The organism is Rathayibacter sp. AY2B3 (assembly GCF_002931755.1).
Lineage (GTDB): Bacteria > Actinomycetota > Actinomycetes > Actinomycetales > Microbacteriaceae > Rathayibacter.
This window is the reverse complement of sequence record NZ_PSUG01000006.1, coordinates 70,579-90,417: the sequence shown is the minus strand read 5'-3', so window position 1 is coordinate 90,417 and position 19,839 is coordinate 70,579. Positions and strand designations below refer to the sequence as shown.

Sequence of the window (19,839 nt, the reverse complement as noted above, 5' to 3'; positions counted from 1 at the left end):
GCACCGTGCCCGCGCGGGGCTTCAAGGACGCGGTGCTGGCGTTCCTGGCGGAGCAGGGCTAGCCGGGCGATCTGCAGGGTACGGGCGATCTGCAGGGGACGGTGCGGTTCGCAGGGGATGCGGGCGGGAGAGCGTTCTCCTCCGCCTGAACCGCGAGGCGACCTCCGGATCCCCTGCAGATCGCACGCCGGGGGTACAGGAACGGAGGCAGGCGCGGAGGCGGCGTAGCATCCCCCTCATGCAGGCGATCCGCATCGAGAACCCCGGCCCCGACTCCCGACTCGTGCTGGAGGAGGTGCCGACCCCCTCCCCCGGACCGGGCGAGGTCCTCGTGCGCGTCGCGGCCGCCGGCGTGAACCGCGCCGACCTCGGCCAGCGCGGCGGGGTCTACCCGCCGCCGCCCGGCGCCTCCGAGATCCTCGGGATGGAGGTGTCCGGCACGGTCGTCGCGCTCGGCGAGGACGCGACCGGGTTCGCGGAGGGCGACGAGGTCTGCGCGCTGCTCTCCGGCGGCGGCTACGCCGAGTACGTCGCGGTCGACGCGGGCCTGGTGCTGCCGGTCCCGGACGGGATCGGCCTCGTCTCGGCCGCCGCCCTCCCGGAGACGACGTCCACCGTCTGGTCGAACCTCGTGATGGTGGCCGGGCTCGGGTCCGGCGACACCGTCCTCCTCCACGGCGGCGGGAGCGGGATCGGGACCACGGGCATCCAGATCGCCGTCGCCCTCGGAGCCCGCGTCGCCGTCACGGCCGGCAGCCCCCGCAAGCTCGAGGCGTGCCGCGCGCTCGGCGCCGACGTCCTGATCGACTACCGCGAGGAGGACTTCGTCGAGCGGGTCCGCGAGGCGACCGGCGGGCGCGGCGTCGACGTGATCCTCGACCCCGTCGGCGGCGACTACCTGGCCCGCGACCTCGAGGCGCTGGCCGTGGGCGGACGCGTGGTGTTCATCGGCAACCAGTCCGGCGCGCTCGGGTCGCTCGACCTCGGGGTGCTGATGCGCAAGCGCGGCGCGGTGCACGCCACGACCCTCCGCGCCCGGCCGCTGGAGGAGCGGCGCGCGATCGTGGCGCAGGTGCGCGCGGAGGTCTGGCCGCTGGTCGCCGCCGGGACGGTGCGCCCGGTGGTGGACGAGGTGGTCCCCCTCGCCGAGGCCGAGCGGGCGCACGACGTGATGCGCTCCTCCGGCCACATCGGCAAGCTGCTGCTCACCCCGTGACGTGCGCCACCGGAGGAGGCCCCCGCCGCCCGCGGTGAGCGGGAGCGGGGACCTCCTCCGGCGAGGCGGTCCTGCGGGGCGTCAGACGGCGGAGCGCAGGAGTCCGAGCGAGCGGTTGATGCCGTCGACATCGACCGCGGCCGGGTCGAACGAGGCGCCGGCGGCGAGGCCGAGAGCCTCGAGCGCCTCGGCGTGGTCGGCCGAGGACGGGTCCGTCGCCGCTCGTACCGTGTCGGCCCAGGCCGCGGGGCCTCCCGGCACGTCGAGCGGAGCCGCGCCGCGCGCGCCGGTGCAGCGCGGCAGAGCCGTCGACAGCGGCGCGATCGCCTCCAGGCGGATCACGTGGCGCCACTCGTCCTCGAGGTCGTAGACGTAGAAGAGCTCGTCCTGCTCCTGCTCGAGGACCTCGGCGAGCGCGACGCCCGCCTCGTCCACGAGGTCGGCGCCGAACTCCTCCGCGTCGGACGGCGAGCCGATCGGAGCCTGCTCCTCGTCGGGCACGCCCACGCTGAAGTAGTGCGGCTGTGCGTCGGTCCAGCCCAGCGAGAGCTGGAGCGCGAGGTGCAGATCGCGCAGCGACGACTCGGAGGAGAGCTCGAGACGCCGCCAGACGACGGGCTTGGTCCCGAGCAGGGCGACGTGGAGGGCGTAGGCGGTCGCCGTGTCCTGGGTCGCCTCGTCGACGATCTCGAGGCGGGTGGCCTCGCGCTCGCCGAGGAGGACGACCGTCGCGCGGACGACGGAGGCGAGGACGGGCGCCAGGCCCTCCGGCACCGCGTAGCCGAACTCGGGCGAGTGCAGCAGCAGGCCGAGCTCGGCGGTGTCGTCGAGCATCCGCTCGGCCGTCCCGACCATGCGCTCGCGCTCGTCGAGGGCCTCGTCGAGCGAGACTCCGGAGTCGGCGGCCAGCTCGTCGACCAGCTCGCCGACGACCAGGCCCGGGTGGATCTCGGCCTGGCAGGCGACGGCGATGCGGACCAGCACGGCGTCGGTGGTGGTGACCGCGCGCTCCTCCGGGGAGAAGGCGCCGTCCTCGGTGTCGGCGGCCGTCAGCGCGGTCTGGGCGCTGAGGATCCACTGCTCGAGGAAGCGGGCGACGTAGGCGATGCGCTCGGCGGCGGCCTCGTGCGCGTCGGAGCTGCGCCAGAGCACGGCCGCCTCGCCGAGGCCGGCGGCGGACCCCTCCTGCTCGAGCACGGCCGAGCCGACCAGCGCGTCCCACCAGGCCGAGACCGGGATGCGGACGGAGTCGTCGCTCGGAGTCGATCCCGCGGAGGAGATGCCCGCCTCGACCGCGATCTCGCGGGCGGCGCGCTCGGTGAGGGTCGCGCCGTCGGCGGCGGCGAGGTGCTCGACCACGACGTCGGCGGCGTGCACGAGAGCGGTGGCGCGGACGGCGGAGAGCTGCTCCTCGGCCGGGACCTCGTCGAGCTCCGCGAGGTCGTCGAGCACGGCCTCGACGAACGAGCCGGCGAGGTCGAGGACCTCGTCGAGGACGGCCTGGCACTCGTCCAGCTCCTCGTCGGTGCCGGTCCAGAGGTCCTCGTCGGTGAGGAAGTCGAGGAAGTGCTCGACGACCTCGGCGACGGTGAAGAGGGTGTCGTCGAGGTCGGCCTCGCTCTCCTCCCCCGACAGGTCGGCCTCGATCTGGTCGAAGACGGCCTCGAGCAGCTCGGCGTCGGGCTGGGCGAAGGAGCCGCGCGGACGCAGGTCCCGGGTCATCGCGAAGAGGTCGGTCAGCACCTCGACGGCCTCGTCGGCCTCGAGGTGCTCGTGCTGCAGGCCGACCTCGGCGAGGTGCGAGCGGTACCAGCTGCGGAACCGCACCATCAGCGCGGTCTCGGCCGTGCGGCCGCCGCCCTGACCGCCGGACCCGCCCTGACCGCCTCCGGATCGTCCCTGGTTGCGCTTCTTGCCCATGATTCCTCCGCGACCGCTCCACTCACGACGAAGCGCTCCAGCCTACCCAGTGCGGGCACGCGGCGGCACGCGCCGACGCCCCCTGTTCACTCGCGGATCTGGCCCCTCAAAACAAAAAGTTGCGAAACCAGTTTCGTCTCGACCACGTGTTTTTTTAAGGTGTGGGCCCCTACGCAGGCGATCCGCGCCTCCCACGACACGTCTTGACTTCGTCAACCCCTGGCACATTACAGCCCGCCTCGAAGCAAAGTACGCCATCGGAAATGGTGTACTTTGCCGAGCGCGACACAATTTCTCGTCAACAACCTGACCATCCGGCGCATCTGTCAACAACGTCCGGTTCGCCCCGCGAGCCAGGCCGTAGGCAGTCGCCGCTTGAATCCTCGGCGACAGCCGAGACCGCTTGGCGATCTAGTAACGAAGGCACTGGCGGAGTCCACGGGCTTGCAGTAGCGTCAGGCACAGGCCTCAAGAGGGGCGTAGACACGGGTCCGTTTCTGGAACGGGAAACGGTTAACATTTTCCCGCAACTCTGAGGACTTGAGCGCGAGCAAGAGTCCTGCGTGAAGCACATTTTGCATGGATTCGTGTTGCACGTCGGGGTAGATTTTCGATCTGCCCCGACGTTCAAACGACGGGACGCAAGATGTGGTGAAATCTCGACGACGGCATCAATGACCGAGCAACGGCTCTTATTAGAGAACACGAGTTGCGGGCAAGATCCGTTCACGATGAGAATGAACGTAGACTTCGCAGGAGCGAAGGCGCTCCAAGACTACTGAGCGCTCTCGAGCCCCAGTCGTGGCAGCTCGACCCTGGGTTTAATCCTTATGTTGTGCGCCCTCGCCGGAAGCAGATAGCTCACGCAATAAGCAAGCGTATTCGTGAGATGAGCTACTCTCCCAGGCCGCCTGCAGGATTCAAAGTTCCAAAAGGCGTGTCAAATTTCCGCACTATCAACACTTTTCAGATAGCGGATGAGGCTGTTTCAAATCGCTTAATGCGATCGCTGACTAGAAAAAACCTATCAAAACTGAGTGCTCGCGCTTATGCGTATAGATCTGATCTTAATGCTCACGATGCCATCAGTTACATTCAAACCGAATTTCGACGAGAACATCGATTATTTATTGCCGAGTACGACTTCAGTTCTTTTTTTGACTCGATTTCCCACGATCACCTATTCGAGACAATCGAGCGCCTCGAGTTAATTATTACTCCTCTTGAACGTAAAGTCCTCGAGTCTTTTTTGCTTGCTCCCGAGCCGTACTTGTCAATTCTTCAAAAGGACGAGCCGAAGAAACCTCGCCCTCGAGGGTTACCTCAAGGGACCTCAATAAGTTTACTTTTGGCGAACCTTGCCGCGTCAGAGCTGGATCGGCGGCTTGAAAGACTTGGAGTTGGGTTCGTAAGGTACGCCGACGACACTCTCATTTGGAGCGCCGACTATGGGCGAATTGGAGCGGCAGTAGACATTTTACATGAAGCGGCTCAAGGGATTGGTTCAAACCTCAATCCGGAGAAGAGTCGCGGCGTGCGCCTTTTAGTTCAAGATGAAACAAAGTATGTCGAGATGGAATTCACCAAGACAATTGACTTCCTAGGCCACTCTCTCTCCTTGCGCGAGACGCGCATGAAACAGGCTGTTGTTGCAAAAATAAAGCGTCGAATCGGGACGTTGATCTACACCAATCTTCTCCTCGAGCCTCTCGCAAAAACACAGGACCCGACACGATTACTGGTGACGGATAGCGATTACGTCGCTCTCATCTGGCAACTGCGACGCTACCTTTACGGAGCCCTAAACGAGAAGGATCTTCGAAAGTTATCCAGAGGGCCGATCCCGCCGATGTCTTTTCAGGGTGTTATGTCCTTTTTCCCGCTAATCAATGATGTAGAGGAATTGACCAAACTCGACGCGTGGATTGCCACGCAAGTCTGGCTCGCGCTACGCAAAAGAACTGCTTCACTCGAGTCCCAGGGTTTGCCTACGCCAGCTCCACAAAAGTTTCTGAAGAAAGAACTCATTGCTTTTCAGTTCAGGTCGAAGAAGTCAGGAGAAAATGTTGACGCTCGAATGCCGAGTGTACGGCTAATCTCTGAGGTCATAAGGGCGGCCGTAAGTATTTACGGACTGCGGGTTACAAAAGGCCAAAATCAGGTTTATTCATACAACAGCTGACCATACGCTTGACTATAGTAAGAAGCAATTATTTAGGCTCGGGCTTACTCGATCTTATAGCCAGGTCTCACCTAGTTGTACTCGACGTTCTCATATTACTGAAACCCAAGGAACTGGTCGCAGGCCCGTTTGACGACCACACCTTTGATGTTAGATGCTTCCCGGAGGCCCTAGTTCATTGTGCGGTGGAAGGCTGCGCCGCGGTCAGGTGATATGAGGTCCACACGCTCATTCAGCCCCTGGATCCAGGCGCTCCTCCGATGAAATCTTCTTGGCTCGGAGCGTTAGACCGCGGGCCGAAGTGGCGGAGGTGCCAGGAGTTGGTGGCCGGGGTGATCACTTACGGAACCACGGCGTCCTCGCAGTCCGAGACTTCGAGCACCGCCCGCAACGCTCTTAGGGGCGCAAAGGCCAAGGAGGCCGACGGCGCGGCCGAGGAGCTTGGGGCCTCAGCGGCGCGGCGTTGCGCACGCACTTCTGGCCTTTGCCAATCATTGCGACCGGTCCGAAGACACCGGGCATCGTCTCCTCGAGGGCGGCGTCGTTCTCGTCGGGAACGAGCCAAGATGCCACCTTTCGCTCGCCGAGCGTGTCGGCGATCGGCCGGGCCGTGGCTCCGTGCAACTGCACGTCTCCGCTCACAGCGAGCAGGACGTCGCTTGGTCATGGCGCGGTTCTCGACGCCGTGTGCACGTAGACGAGCGAGCCCTTGCCATCGCGCGCGTCCCTGCCCTAACCCGCCGCGTCGGCGACCGCTTCGAAAAACGGCGGATGCGTCCAGCTCGTCAGGTCCTCGGCGGGGACGTCGCCGGGGTGGCCGATCAGCTTCACGGCGGCGCCTGTGGGTCGAGCTTGAGCTAGCGAAACAGCAGACCGAGCCGGTATCCGCGCTTCAAGCTCCAGATGCTCGTGCACGATTGCAAAATCTCCCGCAGGACCGCGAAAACCGGGTCAGCGTCGGTCAGGTTCGACGACACGGTTGGCGCGAAGGAGGACGATCACCAAGCGCTCCACCAGAGTCTGAGGTTGGGTGGTGGCGGTCGTATGCGGCCCGTCGAACCGTGAGCAAGGGCCCTCAGACCGCGCCCGGGCCCCTGCCACACGGGTCACGATCATGAGAAATCTCGCAGCGATCGGGCGGCGAGGCTTGCGCTCGGACCCCTCGCTTCGGTGGAGTGTGCGGATGACCGACACGACGGACACCGCCGAGACCGCTCCCGGGAAGGCGTCGCTCAAGCGGGTGATCACCGGACCGCTGCTGTTCGCCTTCATCGTGGGCGACACGCTCGGCGCCGGCATCTACACCCTGGTCGGCACGATGGCGGAGGACGTCGGCGGCGTGATCTGGCTGCCGCTGCTGATCGCGCTGGTCGTCGCCCTGCTCACCGCGGGCACCTACGCGGAGCTGATCACCAAGTACCCGCACGCCGGAGGGGCGGCGCGCTACGTGGACCGCGCGTTCGGGAAGCCGTACCTCTCGTTCCTGATCGGCTTCCTGATGATGGCGTCCGGCATCACGACGGCGGCCTCGCTGGCGAACGCGTTCGCGGGCGACTACCTCGGCGCGCTGCTGGACGTCCCGCCGATCCCGACCGCGCTCGTCTTCATCGCGATCCTCACCCTGGTGAATCTGCGCGGCGTGAAGGAGTCGCTGACCGCGAACCTGGTCGCCTCGGTCATCGAGGTGAGCGGACTGGTGATCGTCATCGTCTGCGCCGCGGTCTTCTTCGGCTCCGGCGACGGCGACGCCTCCCGCGTGCTCGAGTTCAACCCCGACGTCGCTCCGCTGCAGGGCGCGTTCGCCGCCTCGATCGTCGCCTTCTTCTCGTTCCTCGGCTTCGAGGCCGCCGCGAACATGGCCGAGGAGGTGCGGAACCCCTCGAAGGTCTACCCGCGGGCCCTCTTCGGCGCGCTGATCACCGCCGCCGTGGTCTACCTCCTGATCGCGCTCGGCGCCGTGATCGTGCTGCCGAACGACGAGCTCGCGGCGTCGAGCGGCCCCCTGCTGGACGTGGTCGCGGCGAGCGGAGTGGCCGTGCCGCCGTGGCTGTTCGGCCTGATCGCGCTGGTCGCCATCGCGAACGGCGCTCTGCTGTTCATGGTCATGGCGAGCCGCGTCGGCTTCGGGCTGGCCACGTCGGGTCTGCTGCCGAGCGCCTTCGGCAAGGTGCTCCCGGGCCGCCGCACGCCGTGGGTGTCGATCGTGGTCGTCGGCGGAGTCACGATGCTGCTCAGCCTCATCGGCGACGTCGGCACTCTCGCCGAGACGACGGTGCTGCTGCTCCTGCTGGTGTTCATCGCGGCGAACGTCTCGGTGCTGGTGCTGAAGAAGGACCGCGTCGACCACGCCCACTACTCCGTGCCGCGCGTGGTGCCGGTGCTCGCGACCATCGCGAGCGTGGTGCTCCTGACGCAGCAGACGGGGGTGGTCTGGCTGGCGACGGCGGGCTACGTGGTCGTGGGGACGCTGCTGTTCCTCGCCACCCGCCTGGGGAAGCGGAAGCACGCGGAGCGGACCCCGGACTGACCCGGGCCGTCGATGATCCGTCGCGAGCGGCCCGTCCCCGGATCCCCTGCGGGCCGTTCGCGACGGATCGTTCGCGGGAGGCGGGCCCGGAGTGGGATCGTGAGGGGATGACCGTCACGCTCGAGCCGATGCCCGCCGCCGCTCTCGCCCGGTGGATGCGGGTGCAGCGCTCGGCGTACATCGAGGACCGGATGCGGGCGGGCGACGACGAGGCGGCCGCGACGCGCAACGCCGACACCTCGGACGAGAAGTACTTCCCGGGAGGCTCCCCCGCCGCCGGGCACGACGTGCTGCTCGTCTCCGAGGACGGCCGCGCGGTCGGGTCGCTGTGGCTCGGTCCGCACCCGAGCGGGCTCGAGGGCGTCGGGTACGTCTGGGACGTGCAGATCGACGCCGCCGAGCGCGGCCGCGGCCTCGGCCGGGCGGCGATGCTGCTCGCGGAGTCGCACGTCCGCTCCCGCGGCGGCTCCGCCCTCGCGCTGAACGTGTTCGGCTTCAACAGCGCCGCGCGGGCGCTGTACGAGTCGCTCGGCTACGAGACGACGTCCCTGCAGATGCGCAAGCCGCTCGCCTGAGCGGGGGCTGCACGATGCCGGGCGGCGGCACGGCCCGGTCGCGCAGAACGCGGCACGCCGTGCTCGAGGGCGGACGCCCGCGGGCGTCCACCGACGAGCACGGCGGCGGTGGTGGAGCCGCCGAGGATCGGCGGGACCCTCCGGTCAGCTCGTGGAGGCGACGGCGGTCGGGTCGCCGGAGCCGGACGGACGAGCCGTGTCGCCCGATCCGGTCGACACCGACGCGCCGGTCGGCACGACGGAGCCGCCCGCGGCCATCCCGCGGCCGAAGGCCTGGCCCTGGAGGATCGCCCCGAGGTCGACGCCGGTCGCCGACTTGACGCTGTCGAACGTGGCGGCGAGGCCGGCCGCCTGCTCGCGGGCGATGTGGGTGCCGGCGGTGTCGCCGCCGATCAGCGTCACCGAGCCGACGTTCTGGTAGCCCTTGGCGAACTCGGCCATGAGCGAGGGCAGCTGCCCGATGAGCTCGCGACCCAGGATCGCCTCCTGGTTCTCGCGGAGCGCCTCCGCCTCGGCCGCGATGGCCGCCGCGCTCGCCTCGCCCTTCGCACGGATGGCCTCCGCCTCGGCGGTCGCGTTCGCGCGCAGCGCCTCGGCCTCGGCGCCCGCCTTGGCCCGCAGTGCGTGGGCCTCGGCCTCGGCGCGGGCGCTCACGGCGGCGGCCTCGGCGGCGGCGGACGCCTGGCGCGCCTCCGCCTGGCGCTGGACGGCGTACGCCTCGGCGTCCGAGACCTGCTGCGCGACCTGGCGGTCCGTCTCGGCCTTCTTCTCGCGTCCGTACGCGTCGGCGTCGGCCTCGGTCTGACGGCGGTACTTCTCGGCGTCCGCGACGCGCTTGACGTCGGCGTCGAGCTCGGCCTGCCGGTTCTCGGCGCGCTGCACGAGGACGGCCTGCTCGCGCTCGGCGCGGGCCAGGTTCTCGGCCTGCTCGGCCTCGGCGTTGGCGCGGCCGACCTCGGACTTCGCGGCGGCGGTGTTCTTGTCGTAGGCGGTCTGCTCGATCAGGTTCGCCTCGTCCGTGGCGAGCTGGCGGGCCTTGACCTCGCGGGCGGCGTTGATCCGCGCGACGTCGGCCTCGCGGCGGACGCGCTCGATCTCCTGCGCACCGAGCGCCTCGATGTAGCCGTTGCGGTCGGTGACGCCCTGGATGGCGAAGGAGTCGAGGACGAGGCCCTGGGCGAGCAGGTCGCCCTTGATGCCCTCGGCGATCTCGTCTCCCAGCTTCTGCCGGTCCTGCATGACCTCCTCGACGCTGAGCTTCGCGACGACGCCGCGGAGGGCGCCCTCGAGCTGCTCGGTGGTGAAGACGTCGATCGACTGGTCCTGCGACGCGAAGCGCTCGGCGGCGGCGCGGACCTGGTCGGCCGTGGAGCCGATCTTGACGAGGGCGACGCCGGCGAGGTGGATCGTCACGCCGTTCTTCGTCTGCGCGACCGGCTCCATCTTGATCTGGCGGGAGCGCAGGGAGATGCGGTCCGACCGCTGGGTCAGCTTGTTCACGAACGCACCGCCGCCGGTGATGACGGTCATGTTCGAGGTGAGGCCGTCCTCGCCCTTCTGCTTCTTGCCGACGATCACGATCGCCTCGTCGGCCTGCGGCACCTGGTACCAGGCGCGGAAGAGGAAGAAGCCGATGAGGGCGATCAGCAGGAGTGCGCCGACGGCGACTCCGGCGAGGACGATCCAGAGGAGATCCGGTTCCATGGGCGGGCGACCTTTCGTCCGACCCGCGCGACGCGGGTACCTGAGAGACGTACAGGTTCCATCGTGTCACAGCGCCTCGGACGGCCGCGTCGGCCGGAGGGGGGATACTGCGGACTCCGCCGAGAGCGGCTCGCGAGGGGCGGCCCGGGGGACGCCCGGAAGGGGGCGTCGGGCGGAGTGCCGCAGAGGAGATCAGTGCTGGGGTACCTGGACTCGAACCAAGAACAACTGAACCAGAATCAGCCGTGTTGCCAATTACACCATACCCCAATGGTCATCCGGAGGTGATCCCGAGACCAGGCGGCGATCGGATCGAGACCCGAGCGCCGAGAGACGACAGTACCCTACGCGGGCATCCGGCTCAAATCGAGCCGCGGACGACGCTGCCCTCGGACTCCGGGGCGGCCTCGCCGAGGCGGGCGCGCACGAGGTCGCGGTTGATCGCGGAGGCGACCTGGGCTCCCGATCCGGCGGCCACGATCAGCTGCTGCGGGCCGGGAGGGGTGACCTCGCCGGCGGCGTAGAGGCCGGGGACGGAGGTGCGACCGCCGGCGTCGACGCGGAGGAAGCCGTCGGCGTCGCGGTCGGGGCCGGCCGCGTCCAGGTAGTCCAGCGCGGGGGTCCAGACGGGGCGGACGAACGCTCCGGTGCGCGGGACGACGTCGCCGTCGACCAGGCGGACGCCGGTCATCTCGGCGCGCTCCCCGGCGAGGTCGGCGACCGGGCGCCGGTCGACCCGGATGCCGATCGACGCGAGGAGCGACTCGTCGGCGTCGCTCACCGTCCCGACGCCGTTGGTGAAGACGATCAGGTCGGTCGACCACTGCGAGAGGAGCATGGCCCGCTCCGCGAGGTCGTCGGTCTCGCCGATCAGGGCGAGCGCCTCCCCCGCCTTCTCGTAGCCGTCGCACTCCATGCAGCTGTGCACGGCGGTGCCGTAGTAGGCGCGGAGGCTCGGCAGCGCGGGCGGCGTCTCGAGGAGCCCCGCGGCGACCACGACGGCGGTGGCGACGACGGAGCGGTCCGCACTGCCGCGCACGCCCCGCGCGCCGACGACGAACTCGCCGCCGGAGCGCTCGACCGAGGTGACGAGAGCGTTGTGCACCTCGGCGGCCTCGTAGCGCTCGAACTCCTCGCGGCCGAGGCGGCGCAGCTCGAGCGGCGAGATCCCGTCGCGGGTGAGGAACCCGTGCGAGTGCAGGGTCGCAGCGTTCCGCGGGCGGTTGCTGTCGAGCAGCAGCACGCTGCGGCGCGCGCGGACCAGGTTGAGCGCCGTCGAGAGCCCCGCGGGGCCCCCGCCGATCACGACGACGTCGTAGCGTCCGCCGACCGTCTCCGCCACGGGTCAGGCCTGCCGGGAGAGGTGCGCGCCGAGGCGGTCGAGGCGGGCGATCGACTCCTGCTTGCCGAGGATCTCCATCGACTCGAACAGCGGCGGCGAGACCCGGCGTCCGGAGACCGCGGTGCGCAGCGGCCCGTAGGCGATGCGGGGCTTGAGGCCGAGGCCCTCGATCAGCGCGGAGGCGAGCGCCTCCTGGATCGAGGCCGTCAGCCACTCGGACGCGGGGACGAGCTCGAGGGCGCCGATCGAGGCGGCGAGCACCTCGCCGGCGTTCGCGGGCAGGCCCTTCAGCGCGTCCTCGTCGTACTCGAGCGCATCGGACGCGGTGAAGAGGAACCCGAGCATGCCGGGGGCCTCCCCCAGCAGGCCGATCCGCTCCTGCACGAGGGGCGCGGCGGCGTCGAGCACGGCGCGCTGCTCGGCGGTCGGCTCGCCCGCGAGCACTCCGGCCGCCACGAGGTACGGGATCGTCCGCTCGGTGAAGTCGTCGACGGCCAGGAGGCGGATGTGGTCGCCGTTGATCGACTCCGCCTTCTTGAGGTCGAAGCGGGCCGGGTTGGGGTTCACGTCGGACACGTCGAAGGCGGCGACCATCTCGTCGATCGAGAAGACGTCGCGGTCGTGCGTGAGCGACCAGCCGAGCAGGGCGAGGTAGTTGACCAGGCCCTCCGGGATGAAGCCCCGGTCGCGGTGGTGGAAGAGGTTCGAGGACGGGTCGCGCTTGGAGAGCTTCTTGCTGCCGTCGCCCATCACGTACGGGAGGTGGCCGAAGCGCGGGACGAAGGTCGTCACTCCGATGTCGATCAGCGCGTGGTACAGCGCGATCTGGCGGGCGGTCGAGGGCAGGATGTCCTCGCCGCGGAGCACATGGGTGATCTGCATGATCGCGTCGTCGACCGGGTTCACGAGCGTGTAGAGCGGCTGGCCGTTGGGGCGCACCACGACGAAGTCGCTGAAGGAGCCCGCGGGGAACGTGATCGGGCCGCGGACGAGGTCGTCGAAGGACAGGTCGGCGTCCGGCACGCGCAGGCGCAGCGCCGGGGCGCGGCCCTCGGCGCGGAAGGCGGCGCGCTGCTCCTCGGTGAGGTCGCGGTCGAAGTTGTCGTACCCGTGCTGCTTCGCACGGCCGGCTGCCTCGTTGCGCGCGTCGATCTCCTCCGCGGTGGAGTAGCTCTCGTAGAGGTGGCCCGAGGCGGTCAGTCGCGCGATCACGTCGAGGTAGACGCCGGTGCGCTCGGACTGGCGGTACGGACCGTGCGGGCCGCCGACTCCGACGCCCTCGTCCCAGTCGAGCTTCAGCCAGCGCAGCGCGTCGAGGATCTGCTCGACGCTCTCCTCGCTGTCGCGCGCGGCGTCCGTGTCCTCGATGCGGAAGACGAACGTGCCGCCGGTGTGGCGCGCGTACGCCCAGTTGAACAGGGCGGTGCGGATGAGGCCGACGTGCGGGGTCCCGGTCGGCGACGGGCAGAAGCGGACGCGGACGTCGCTCCCGGTCGCAGTCGTGAACGGGTGCGCGTCCGGCGCGCTTTCCAGGGGCGGGGTGAGCTCAGACATACGAGGCCGATCCTACCGGCGGGAGCCGGTGCGGCGCCCGGGATCGCGGGGGCCGCGGCGCCTCCGCCCGGGCACGGTGCGCGCCTCGCGGCCACTGCTTCTACCGGACAGCACTGCTCCGAGTCAACGGACTCCCCGAGCGAGCAGGAGCAGTGGTGCGCTGACCCCGGGCCTCTCGTCGAGAGGGCCCGAGCGCCGCACCGCAGGCCGCGCCGGGCCTCCGCGCGAGCGTGCCCGGAAGGAGCACTGATGAGCACGATCGATCTCGACACCCGCACCGACCGCCCGAGCGTCCTCACCGAGGCGGCGCGGGAGGAGAAGGACGCCCGCACGCTCTCGCTCTTCCAGGCCGCGGTGAGCGCGGAGGGCCCGGAGGGCGAGCGGATCCGCGAGCGCATCGTGCTCGACCACCTCGGACTGGCCGAGGCGATGGCCCGCCGGGTCTCCCGCGGCAGCAGCGACTGGGCGGATCTGCGCCAGGTCGCCTACGTGGGCCTGGTCAAGGCAGCCCGCCGCTTCACGCCGGAGCGCGGCGACAGCTTCGCCGCCTTCGCCGTCCCGACGATCACCGGAGAGCTCAAGCGCCACCTCCGTGACCTCGGCTGGATGATCCGCCCGCCGCGCGGCGTGCAGGAGCTGCACCGCCGCTCCGCCGTCGTCGCCGACGAGCTCGCGCAGGAGCTCGGCCGCCACCCCACCGACCACGAGATCGCGCGCCGCCTCGGCGTGGACGCGGCGGAGGTCGCCGACGCGCGTCTCGCGGGGCATCCGCTCTCGCTCGACGAGACCGTGGGCGAGGGCGGCGTCGGCCTGGGCGACACCCTCGGCGGCGAGGACGAGAGGCTGCTCGGCATCGACCGGCGGCATGGACTCGCCGAGGCCCTCGCCGAGCTCGAGGAGGGGCAGCGCGAGCTCCTGCGGATGCGCTTCGTCGAGGAGCGCACCCAGCAGCAGATCGCCGATGCGCTGGGGACGACGCAGATGCAGGTCTCGCGCCTGCAGCGGCGGATCCTCGCGCAGCTCGCCGACAGGCTCGGCGCCCCCTCGCGCAGCCATCAGCCGCGCTCGCCCCGGGCCCGGGTGGCCATGGTCACTCCGGTGCGCCCGACGACGCGGCTGAAGTCCGCCTGAGGTGGGTCTCGGCACGCGTCGGGAGCGACGCGAGAGCGGCGAGGACGTCGTCGACCTGGACCGCGAGCAGAGCCGGGTCCGGCTCGGCGGAGAAGACGTCGCCGCGGCGGAGCGAGGCATCGGTCAGCACGCGGTGCGGCCCCGAGGCGGGAGGCCCCCAGGCCTCGGGCGGCGCCGGTCCGAAGATCACCACCGAGGGGATGCCGTACGCGGAGGCGAGATGCGCCGCTCCGGTGTCGACGGTGACCACGACCTCGGCGGCCGCGACGACCGCGGCGAACTCGCTGAGCGCCAGCACCCCCGCGAGCACCTCGCCCGTACCGGCCAGCTCGGCGACGCGGCGGGCGCGGTCGGCCTCGTTCGCGCCTCCGGTGTAGACGACGCGGTGCCCCTCGGCGGCGAGGGAGCGCGCCACCGCGGCGAAGCGCTCCTCCGGCCACTCGCGCGAGCCGTAGAAGGCCCCGATGTGCACGACGGCGGCTCCGGGGGCCGAGGCGGGCTCCACGGGGACGGCGATCGCGACGTCCTCGGGGTCGGCGTCGAGCCCGATCGAGTTCACCAGGCGGGCCCAGCGCGCGCGCTCGAGCTCGCCGTCGAGCCAGAGCGGACGCGGGTCGCCGGGTCCCGCGCCCGGATCCAGCGCCGGGACGCGGAACTCGAGCGTGCGCTCCGGAGCGACCTCGCGCAGACGCAGCCGCGACTCCGGGCCGTTGCCGTGGAGGTTCACGCCGAGCTCGATCCGGCCGGCGGCCATCGGCAGCGGGTCGTCGAGTCCGTGGAGAGTGGGCACGAGCGCGTCCAGGCCCTCGACCAGGTCGACGATCGGCTCGAGCCAGGGGGTCGTGGCCATGATCAGCCGGTGCTCGGGGAAGCCGCGGCGCAGCGCCTTCAGCGCCGGGACCGCGACGAGCAGGTCGCCGAGCTTGAGAGCGCGCAGCGCGAGGATCTCCGGAGTCCCGTCCGGGGCGGTGAGAGCGCGCACGGCGCCTCCTTCCTGTCGGAGTCCCCGTACCCCGCTGCGCGCGCCTCAGACGCGGCGTCCTCGGATGCGAGCGACGCGCCCGGCGGGACCGACTTCTCCGGAAGGGGGTTTACATCCCCGGTCGAGGGGTACGAGGAGGAGGTGAACGACTCCTCCTCCCGGAGCGCCGACGAGCGCACGAAGGCCCCCCGGCTGCGGGGGATCCTCTTCGACCGCGATGCGACGCTCGTGGTCGACGTCCCGTACAACGGCGACCCGGCGCAGGTCTCGCCGATGCCCACGGCCCTCGCCGCGGTCGAGCGGGCGCGCGAGGCGGGACTGGCCGTGGGCGTGGTCACCAACCAGTCCGGGATCGCCCGCGGGATCATCGATCGCGGCCAGGCCGACGCGGTGAACCGGCGCGTGGACGAGCTCTTCGGCGGCTTCGACGTGTGGATGCTCTGCCCGCACGGCCCCGAGGACGGCTGCTCCTGCCGGAAGCCCCGGCCCGGCATGGTGCTCGGCGCCGCCGAGCGGCTGGGACTGCCGGCCCGCTCCCTCGCCGTGATCGGCGACATCGGCGCCGACGTCGGCGCCGCCGCGGCGGCGGGCGCCCGCGGTGTGCTGGTGCCGACTCCGATCACCCGCGCCGAGGAGGTGGACGCCGCCCCCCTGCAGGCGGCGACGCTCCTCGAGGCGGTCGAGCTCCTGCTCGCGATGCAGCCCGACGAGGACGCCGAGTGAGGCGCCGCGTGCTCGTCGCCCGCCTGGACAGCGCGGGAGACGTCCTGCTGTGCGGACCGGCCGTCCGCGCGATCGCGGCCGACGCCGAGGTGCTGCTGCTGAGCGGTCCGCAGGGCGCGCCGGCCGCCGCACTGCTGCCGGGTCCCTCCTCCGTCCGCACCTGGTGGTGCCCGTGGATCGGCGACGCCTCCCGCCCCGTCGACGCCGAGCTCGTCGACGAGCTGCGCGCGATCGTCGAGGAGTTCGCGCCGGACGAGGCCGTGATCCTCACCTCCTTCCACCAGTCGCCGCTGCCGCTGGCCCTGCTGCTCCGGCTCGTCGGCGTCGAGCGCATCTCGGGCGCCTCGGTCGACTTCGCGGGCGCCCTGCTGGACGTGCGCCTCGTCCCGGGCGAGACCCTCGAGGAGGACCAGCCGGAGCCGGAGCGCGCGCTCGCGATCGCCGCGGCGGCCGGCTTCGCTCTGCCCCCCGGCGACGACGGACGGCTCCGCGTGCGCCGCGAGGGCGCGCTGCCGACCGCTCTGGAGGGGGTCGGTCCGTACGCGGTCGTGCACCCCGGAGCCGCCGTCCCCGCCCGCGCCTGGCCCGCGGCGAACGCGGCCCGCGCCGTCGAGCTGCTGGCGGACGCCGGCCTCGCGGTCGTCGTCACGGGCGGACCGGGCGAGCGCGCCCTCACGGCCGAGGTCGCGGGCACCCGCGGCATCGACCTCGGCGGGGCCACCGACTTCGCCGGCGCCGCCGAGGTGCTGGCCGGCGCCGACGTCGTGATCTGCGGCAACACCGGTCCGGCGCACCTCGCCGCCGCGGTCGGCACCCCCGTGGTGAGCCTCTTCGCCCCGGTCGTCCCGGCGGTGCGCTGGGCACCGTACGGCGTCCCGGTGGCACTGCTGGGCGATCAGGAGTCGCCGTGCGCCGGCTCGCGCGCCCGCGTCTGCCCCGTCCCCGGCCATCCGTGCCTCGCGGGGGTGAGCGCCGAGGAGGCGGTCGCCGCCGCCCTCCGACTCCGACCCACGACTTCCCCGAGAGAGGCCATCGCATGAGGATCCTGCTCTGGCACGTGCACGGCGGCTGGGCGGACGCCTTCGTCCGCGGCGCCCACACCTACCTGCTCCCCACGACTCCGGCCCGCGACGCCTGGGGACTGGGCACCGGCGGCCGCGACTGGCCCCGCGCCGCCGAGATCGCGCCCGAGGAGCTGCACGACGCCGACGTCGACGCGGTCCTCCTCCAGCGTCCCGAGGAGCTCGCCGAGGCCGAGCGCCTGCTCGGGCGACGCCTCGGCCGCGATGTGCCCGCCGTCTACGTCGAGCACAACACCCCGCGTGGGAACGTGCCGGACAACCGCCACCCGCTCGCCGACCGCGACGACCTGCTGATCGTCCACGTCACCCACTTCAACGCCCTGATGTGGGACACCGGATCGACCCGGACCACGGTGATCGAGCACGGGATCCACGACCCGGGCCCCCTCTACACCGGCGAGCTGCCGCACTTCGGCGTGGTCGTCAACGAGCCCGTCCGCCGCGGCCGGGTCGCCGGCACCGACCTGCTCCCCCGCTTCGGCGCCGTCGCTCCGCTGGACGTCTTCGGGATGAAGACCGACCGGCTCGCCGAGCTGCCGGGCCTGGAGGACGTCACGGTCCTCGGCGACGTCCGCACGGAGAAGATGCACGCCGCGCTGGCCCGCCGCCGGGTCTACCTGCACCCGTTCCGCTGGACCTCCCTCGGCCTCGCGCTGCTCGAGGCGATGCACCTCGGGATGCCCGTCGTCGCGCTCGACGTGACGGAGGCGGGGCGCGCCGTCCCGCCCGAGGCCGGAGCGGTCTCGAACGACCTCGACTCCCTCGTCGCCTCGGCCCGGGCGCTCGTCGAGGACCCGGACCGCGCCGCCCGCGCCGGCGCCGTCGCCCGCGAGGCCGCGCTCGCGCGCTACGGCCTCGCCCGGTTCCACCGCGACTGGGACGAGGTCCTCGCCGACCTCCCCGGACGCCGGTCGCCGGAGCCCGCTCTGAAAGGGAGCACCCGATGAAGCAGCACCTCTCCGCCGCGCCCGCGCTCACGATCGCCTTGGTCTCGGAGCACGCGAGCCCGCTGGCGACCCTCGGCGGCGTCGACGCCGGCGGCCAGAACGTCCACGTGGCGGCCCTCGCCGACGCTCTCGCGCGCCGCGGCCACCGCGTCGTCGTCTACACCCGCCGCGACGACCCCTCCCTCCCCCGGCGTGTGCCCTTCACCTCGGGCGTCGAGGTGGTGCACATCGACGCAGGCCCGCCGAGCCGCGTCTCCAAGGACGAGCTGCTGCCCTTCATGGGCGACTTCGCCGTCGACCTCGCCGAGGAGTGGCTGCAGGAGCGGCCGGACCTCGTGCACAGCCACTTCTGGATGTCCGGAGTCGCCGCGCTCGACGCCTCCGAGCGGGTGGAGCGCGCCACGGGGCGGCGCGTACCGGTCTTCCACACCTTCCACGCGCTGGGCGTCGTCAAGCGCCGCCAGCAGGGCGCGCTCGACACCAGCCCCGAGGAGCGCGCCTGGCTCGAGCCCGGCGTGGGCCAGAAGGCCGACGGCATCGTCGCCACCTGCTCGGACGAGGCCTTCGAGCTCAAAGGGCTCGGCGTGCCGACCTCGCGCATCTCGGTGGTGCCCTGCGGAGTCGACATCGACCGGTTCTCCGTCGAGGGCCCTGTCGCGCCGCGCGGCGAGCGCTCGCGGCTGATGACCATCGGCCGGCTGGTGCCGCGCAAGGGAATGGGCATCGCGATCGAGGCGCTCGCGCACCTGGTCGCGGCCGGCCACGACGCCGAGCTCGTCGTCGTCGGGGGCTCCGGCTCCGGCGACGCGCTGACGGCGGACCCCGAGTACCAGCGGCTGCACGGCGTGGCCGAGAGCCTCGGAGTCGCCGACCGCGTCGACTTCGTCGGCCAGCTCTCGCAGACCGAGATGCCCGCGATGCTCCGCTCGGCCGACGTCGTGGTCTGCGCACCCTGGTACGAGCCGTTCGGCATCACTCCGCTCGAGGCGATGGCCTGCGGTGTACCGGTCGTCGCCTCCTCCGTGGGCGGCCTGATCGACACCGTCGTCGAGGACGTCACCGGCGTGCACGTGCCCCCGCGCGACCCGGTCGCCCTGGCCGCCGCCCTCGGCTCGCTGCTGGAGGACCCCGACCGCGCCCGCGCCTACGGAGCCGCCGGCCGCGAGCGCGTCGAGTCCCGCTACTCCTGGGACCGCGTCGCCGCCGACACCGAGCGCGCCTACGTCACGACCCTCGCCGGCCTCGGCGACGAGTCGCTCCTCACCGGCGCCACGAGCGCACCCTCATCCCCCACCACCCGGAAGGCGGCTCCGCGACGATGACCATCGACACCGCGACCATCGACACCGTTCTGGACACCCCGGCCGACGCCGCCCGGCGCCTCGTCGACGACCACGTGGCGCGCGCGCTCGACGCGGTCGCGCAGCTGGAGCGCCACTCCGACAGGATCGCCGCCTGGGGCGTCGAGCTCGCCGACCGCCTCCACTCCGGCGCGCGCCTGCTCGCCGCGGGCAACGGCGGGTCCGCGGCCGAGGCGCAGCACCTCACCGCCGAGCTGGTCGGCCGCTTCGACGGCGACCGGGTCCCCTTCTCCGCCATCTCGCTGCACGCCGAGACGTCGAGCCTGACCGCGATCGGCAACGACTACGGCTTCGACCACGTGTTCTCGCGCCAGGTCACCGCGCACGCGCGCGCGGGCGACGTCGTGGTGCTGCTGTCCACCAGCGGACGCAGCGCGAACCTCCTCCACGCCGCGGAGGCCGCCCGTGCGGCGGGCGCCCGTTCGTGGGCGCTGACCGGCGAGGGGCCCAACCCGCTCACCGAGCTCTGCGACGAGGCGATCGCCCTCGAGGGCCACGGCTCCAACGTGCAGGAGGCGCAGCTGGTGCTCGTGCACGCGCTCTGCCGGGCCTTCGAGCACCGGATCCGCGCGCGGACGGCGGCCGCCTCGTGA

Annotated in this window: 15 protein-coding genes and 1 tRNA gene; 10 read left to right on the top strand and 6 right to left on the bottom strand. The window is 71.3% G+C overall.

The window, feature by feature from the left end; all coding sequences use genetic code 11:
• The first annotated feature begins 238 nt into the window (after positions 1-238).
• The gene (locus C5C24_RS03560) at positions 239-1,216 is read left to right on the top strand and encodes an NAD(P)H-quinone oxidoreductase (protein WP_104276151.1); all 978 of its coding nucleotides are present in this window, start codon (positions 239-241) and stop codon (positions 1,214-1,216) included.
• An 81-nt stretch (positions 1,217-1,297) separates the two neighbouring features.
• Here the strand turns inward: C5C24_RS03560 and C5C24_RS03555 are convergent, their stop codons facing one another.
• Entirely contained in the window at positions 1,298-3,136 is a 1,839-nt protein-coding gene (locus C5C24_RS03555) for a plasmid pRiA4b ORF-3 family protein (RefSeq protein ID WP_104304316.1), read from the bottom strand.
• Between the two features lie 889 nt (positions 3,137-4,025).
• On the opposite strand from C5C24_RS03555, the gene C5C24_RS03550 reads away from it, so the two are divergent.
• The 3 genes from C5C24_RS03550 to C5C24_RS03540 all read left to right on the top strand — a co-directional run bounded on the left by C5C24_RS03550 (position 4,026) and on the right by C5C24_RS03540 (position 8,420).
• Complete coding sequence (locus C5C24_RS03550) at positions 4,026-5,318, top strand: reverse transcriptase domain-containing protein (protein ID WP_219812824.1); 1,293 nt, start codon at positions 4,026-4,028, stop codon at positions 5,316-5,318.
• Positions 5,319-6,501: 1,183 nt separating this feature from the next.
• Positions 6,502-7,845 carry an APC family permease gene (locus C5C24_RS03545; protein ID WP_104276153.1) on the top strand — a complete coding sequence of 448 codons (1,344 nt, stop codon included), beginning with the start codon at positions 6,502-6,504 and terminating at the stop codon, positions 7,843-7,845.
• A 107-nt stretch (positions 7,846-7,952) separates the two neighbouring features.
• A complete protein-coding gene (locus C5C24_RS03540; RefSeq protein WP_104304315.1) occupies positions 7,953-8,420 on the top strand; it encodes an N-acetyltransferase in 468 nt (155 codons plus the stop codon).
• A gap of 144 nt (positions 8,421-8,564) precedes the next feature.
• On the opposite strand, the gene C5C24_RS03535 is transcribed toward C5C24_RS03540, so the two are convergent.
• From C5C24_RS03535 to gltX, 4 genes are all read right to left on the bottom strand, one after another.
• Complete coding sequence (locus C5C24_RS03535; RefSeq protein WP_104304314.1) at positions 8,565-10,124, bottom strand: SPFH domain-containing protein; 1,560 nt, start codon at positions 10,122-10,124, stop codon at positions 8,565-8,567.
• 198 nt (positions 10,125-10,322) lie between these two features.
• Positions 10,323-10,394 (bottom strand) — tRNA-Gln (locus C5C24_RS03530).
• 91 nt (positions 10,395-10,485) lie between these two features.
• The gene (locus tag C5C24_RS03525) at positions 10,486-11,466 is read right to left on the bottom strand and encodes an NAD(P)/FAD-dependent oxidoreductase (RefSeq protein WP_104276156.1); all 981 of its coding nucleotides are present in this window, start codon (positions 11,464-11,466) and stop codon (positions 10,486-10,488) included.
• Between the two features lie 3 nt (positions 11,467-11,469).
• Positions 11,470-13,020, bottom strand: coding sequence for a glutamate--tRNA ligase (gene gltX / locus C5C24_RS03520; protein ID WP_104280709.1), 1,551 nt, complete (start codon positions 13,018-13,020; stop codon positions 11,470-11,472).
• Positions 13,021-13,269: 249 nt separating this feature from the next.
• Between gltX and C5C24_RS03515 the strand changes: the two genes are divergently transcribed.
• The gene (locus tag C5C24_RS03515) at positions 13,270-14,151 is read left to right on the top strand and encodes a sigma-70 family RNA polymerase sigma factor (protein WP_104304313.1); all 882 of its coding nucleotides are present in this window, start codon (positions 13,270-13,272) and stop codon (positions 14,149-14,151) included.
• Here C5C24_RS03515 and C5C24_RS03510 read toward each other — a convergent pair.
• Positions 14,111-15,133: a glycosyltransferase family 9 protein gene (locus tag C5C24_RS03510; RefSeq protein WP_104304312.1), complete on the bottom strand. Its 1,023-nt coding sequence runs from the start codon at positions 15,131-15,133 to the stop codon at positions 14,111-14,113. The genes C5C24_RS03515 and C5C24_RS03510 overlap by 41 nt on opposite strands.
• A 141-nt stretch (positions 15,134-15,274) precedes the next feature.
• Between C5C24_RS03510 and C5C24_RS17845 the strand changes: the two genes are divergently transcribed.
• Genes C5C24_RS17845 through C5C24_RS03490 form a run of 5 tightly spaced genes read left to right on the top strand, consistent with a single transcriptional unit; the run spans position 15,275 to position 19,839 of the window.
• Positions 15,275-15,856, top strand: a complete 582-nt coding sequence (locus C5C24_RS17845; RefSeq protein ID WP_181110051.1) for an HAD family hydrolase — start codon at positions 15,275-15,277, stop codon at positions 15,854-15,856.
• On the top strand, positions 15,853-16,896 hold the full coding sequence (locus tag C5C24_RS03505) for a glycosyltransferase family 9 protein (protein ID WP_219812823.1): 1,044 nt from the start codon (positions 15,853-15,855) through the stop codon (positions 16,894-16,896). The genes C5C24_RS17845 and C5C24_RS03505 overlap by 4 nt, the downstream gene beginning before the upstream one ends.
• The gene (locus C5C24_RS03500; protein ID WP_104304311.1) at positions 16,893-17,885 is read left to right on the top strand and encodes a glycosyltransferase; all 993 of its coding nucleotides are present in this window, start codon (positions 16,893-16,895) and stop codon (positions 17,883-17,885) included. The genes C5C24_RS03505 and C5C24_RS03500 overlap by 4 nt, the downstream gene beginning before the upstream one ends.
• Positions 17,882-19,207: a glycosyltransferase gene (locus C5C24_RS03495; protein WP_104304310.1), complete on the top strand. Its 1,326-nt coding sequence runs from the start codon at positions 17,882-17,884 to the stop codon at positions 19,205-19,207. The genes C5C24_RS03500 and C5C24_RS03495 overlap by 4 nt, the downstream gene beginning before the upstream one ends.
• A complete protein-coding gene (locus tag C5C24_RS03490; RefSeq protein ID WP_104223523.1) occupies positions 19,204-19,839 on the top strand; it encodes an SIS domain-containing protein in 636 nt (211 codons plus the stop codon). Before C5C24_RS03495 ends, C5C24_RS03490 begins: the two co-directional genes overlap by 4 nt.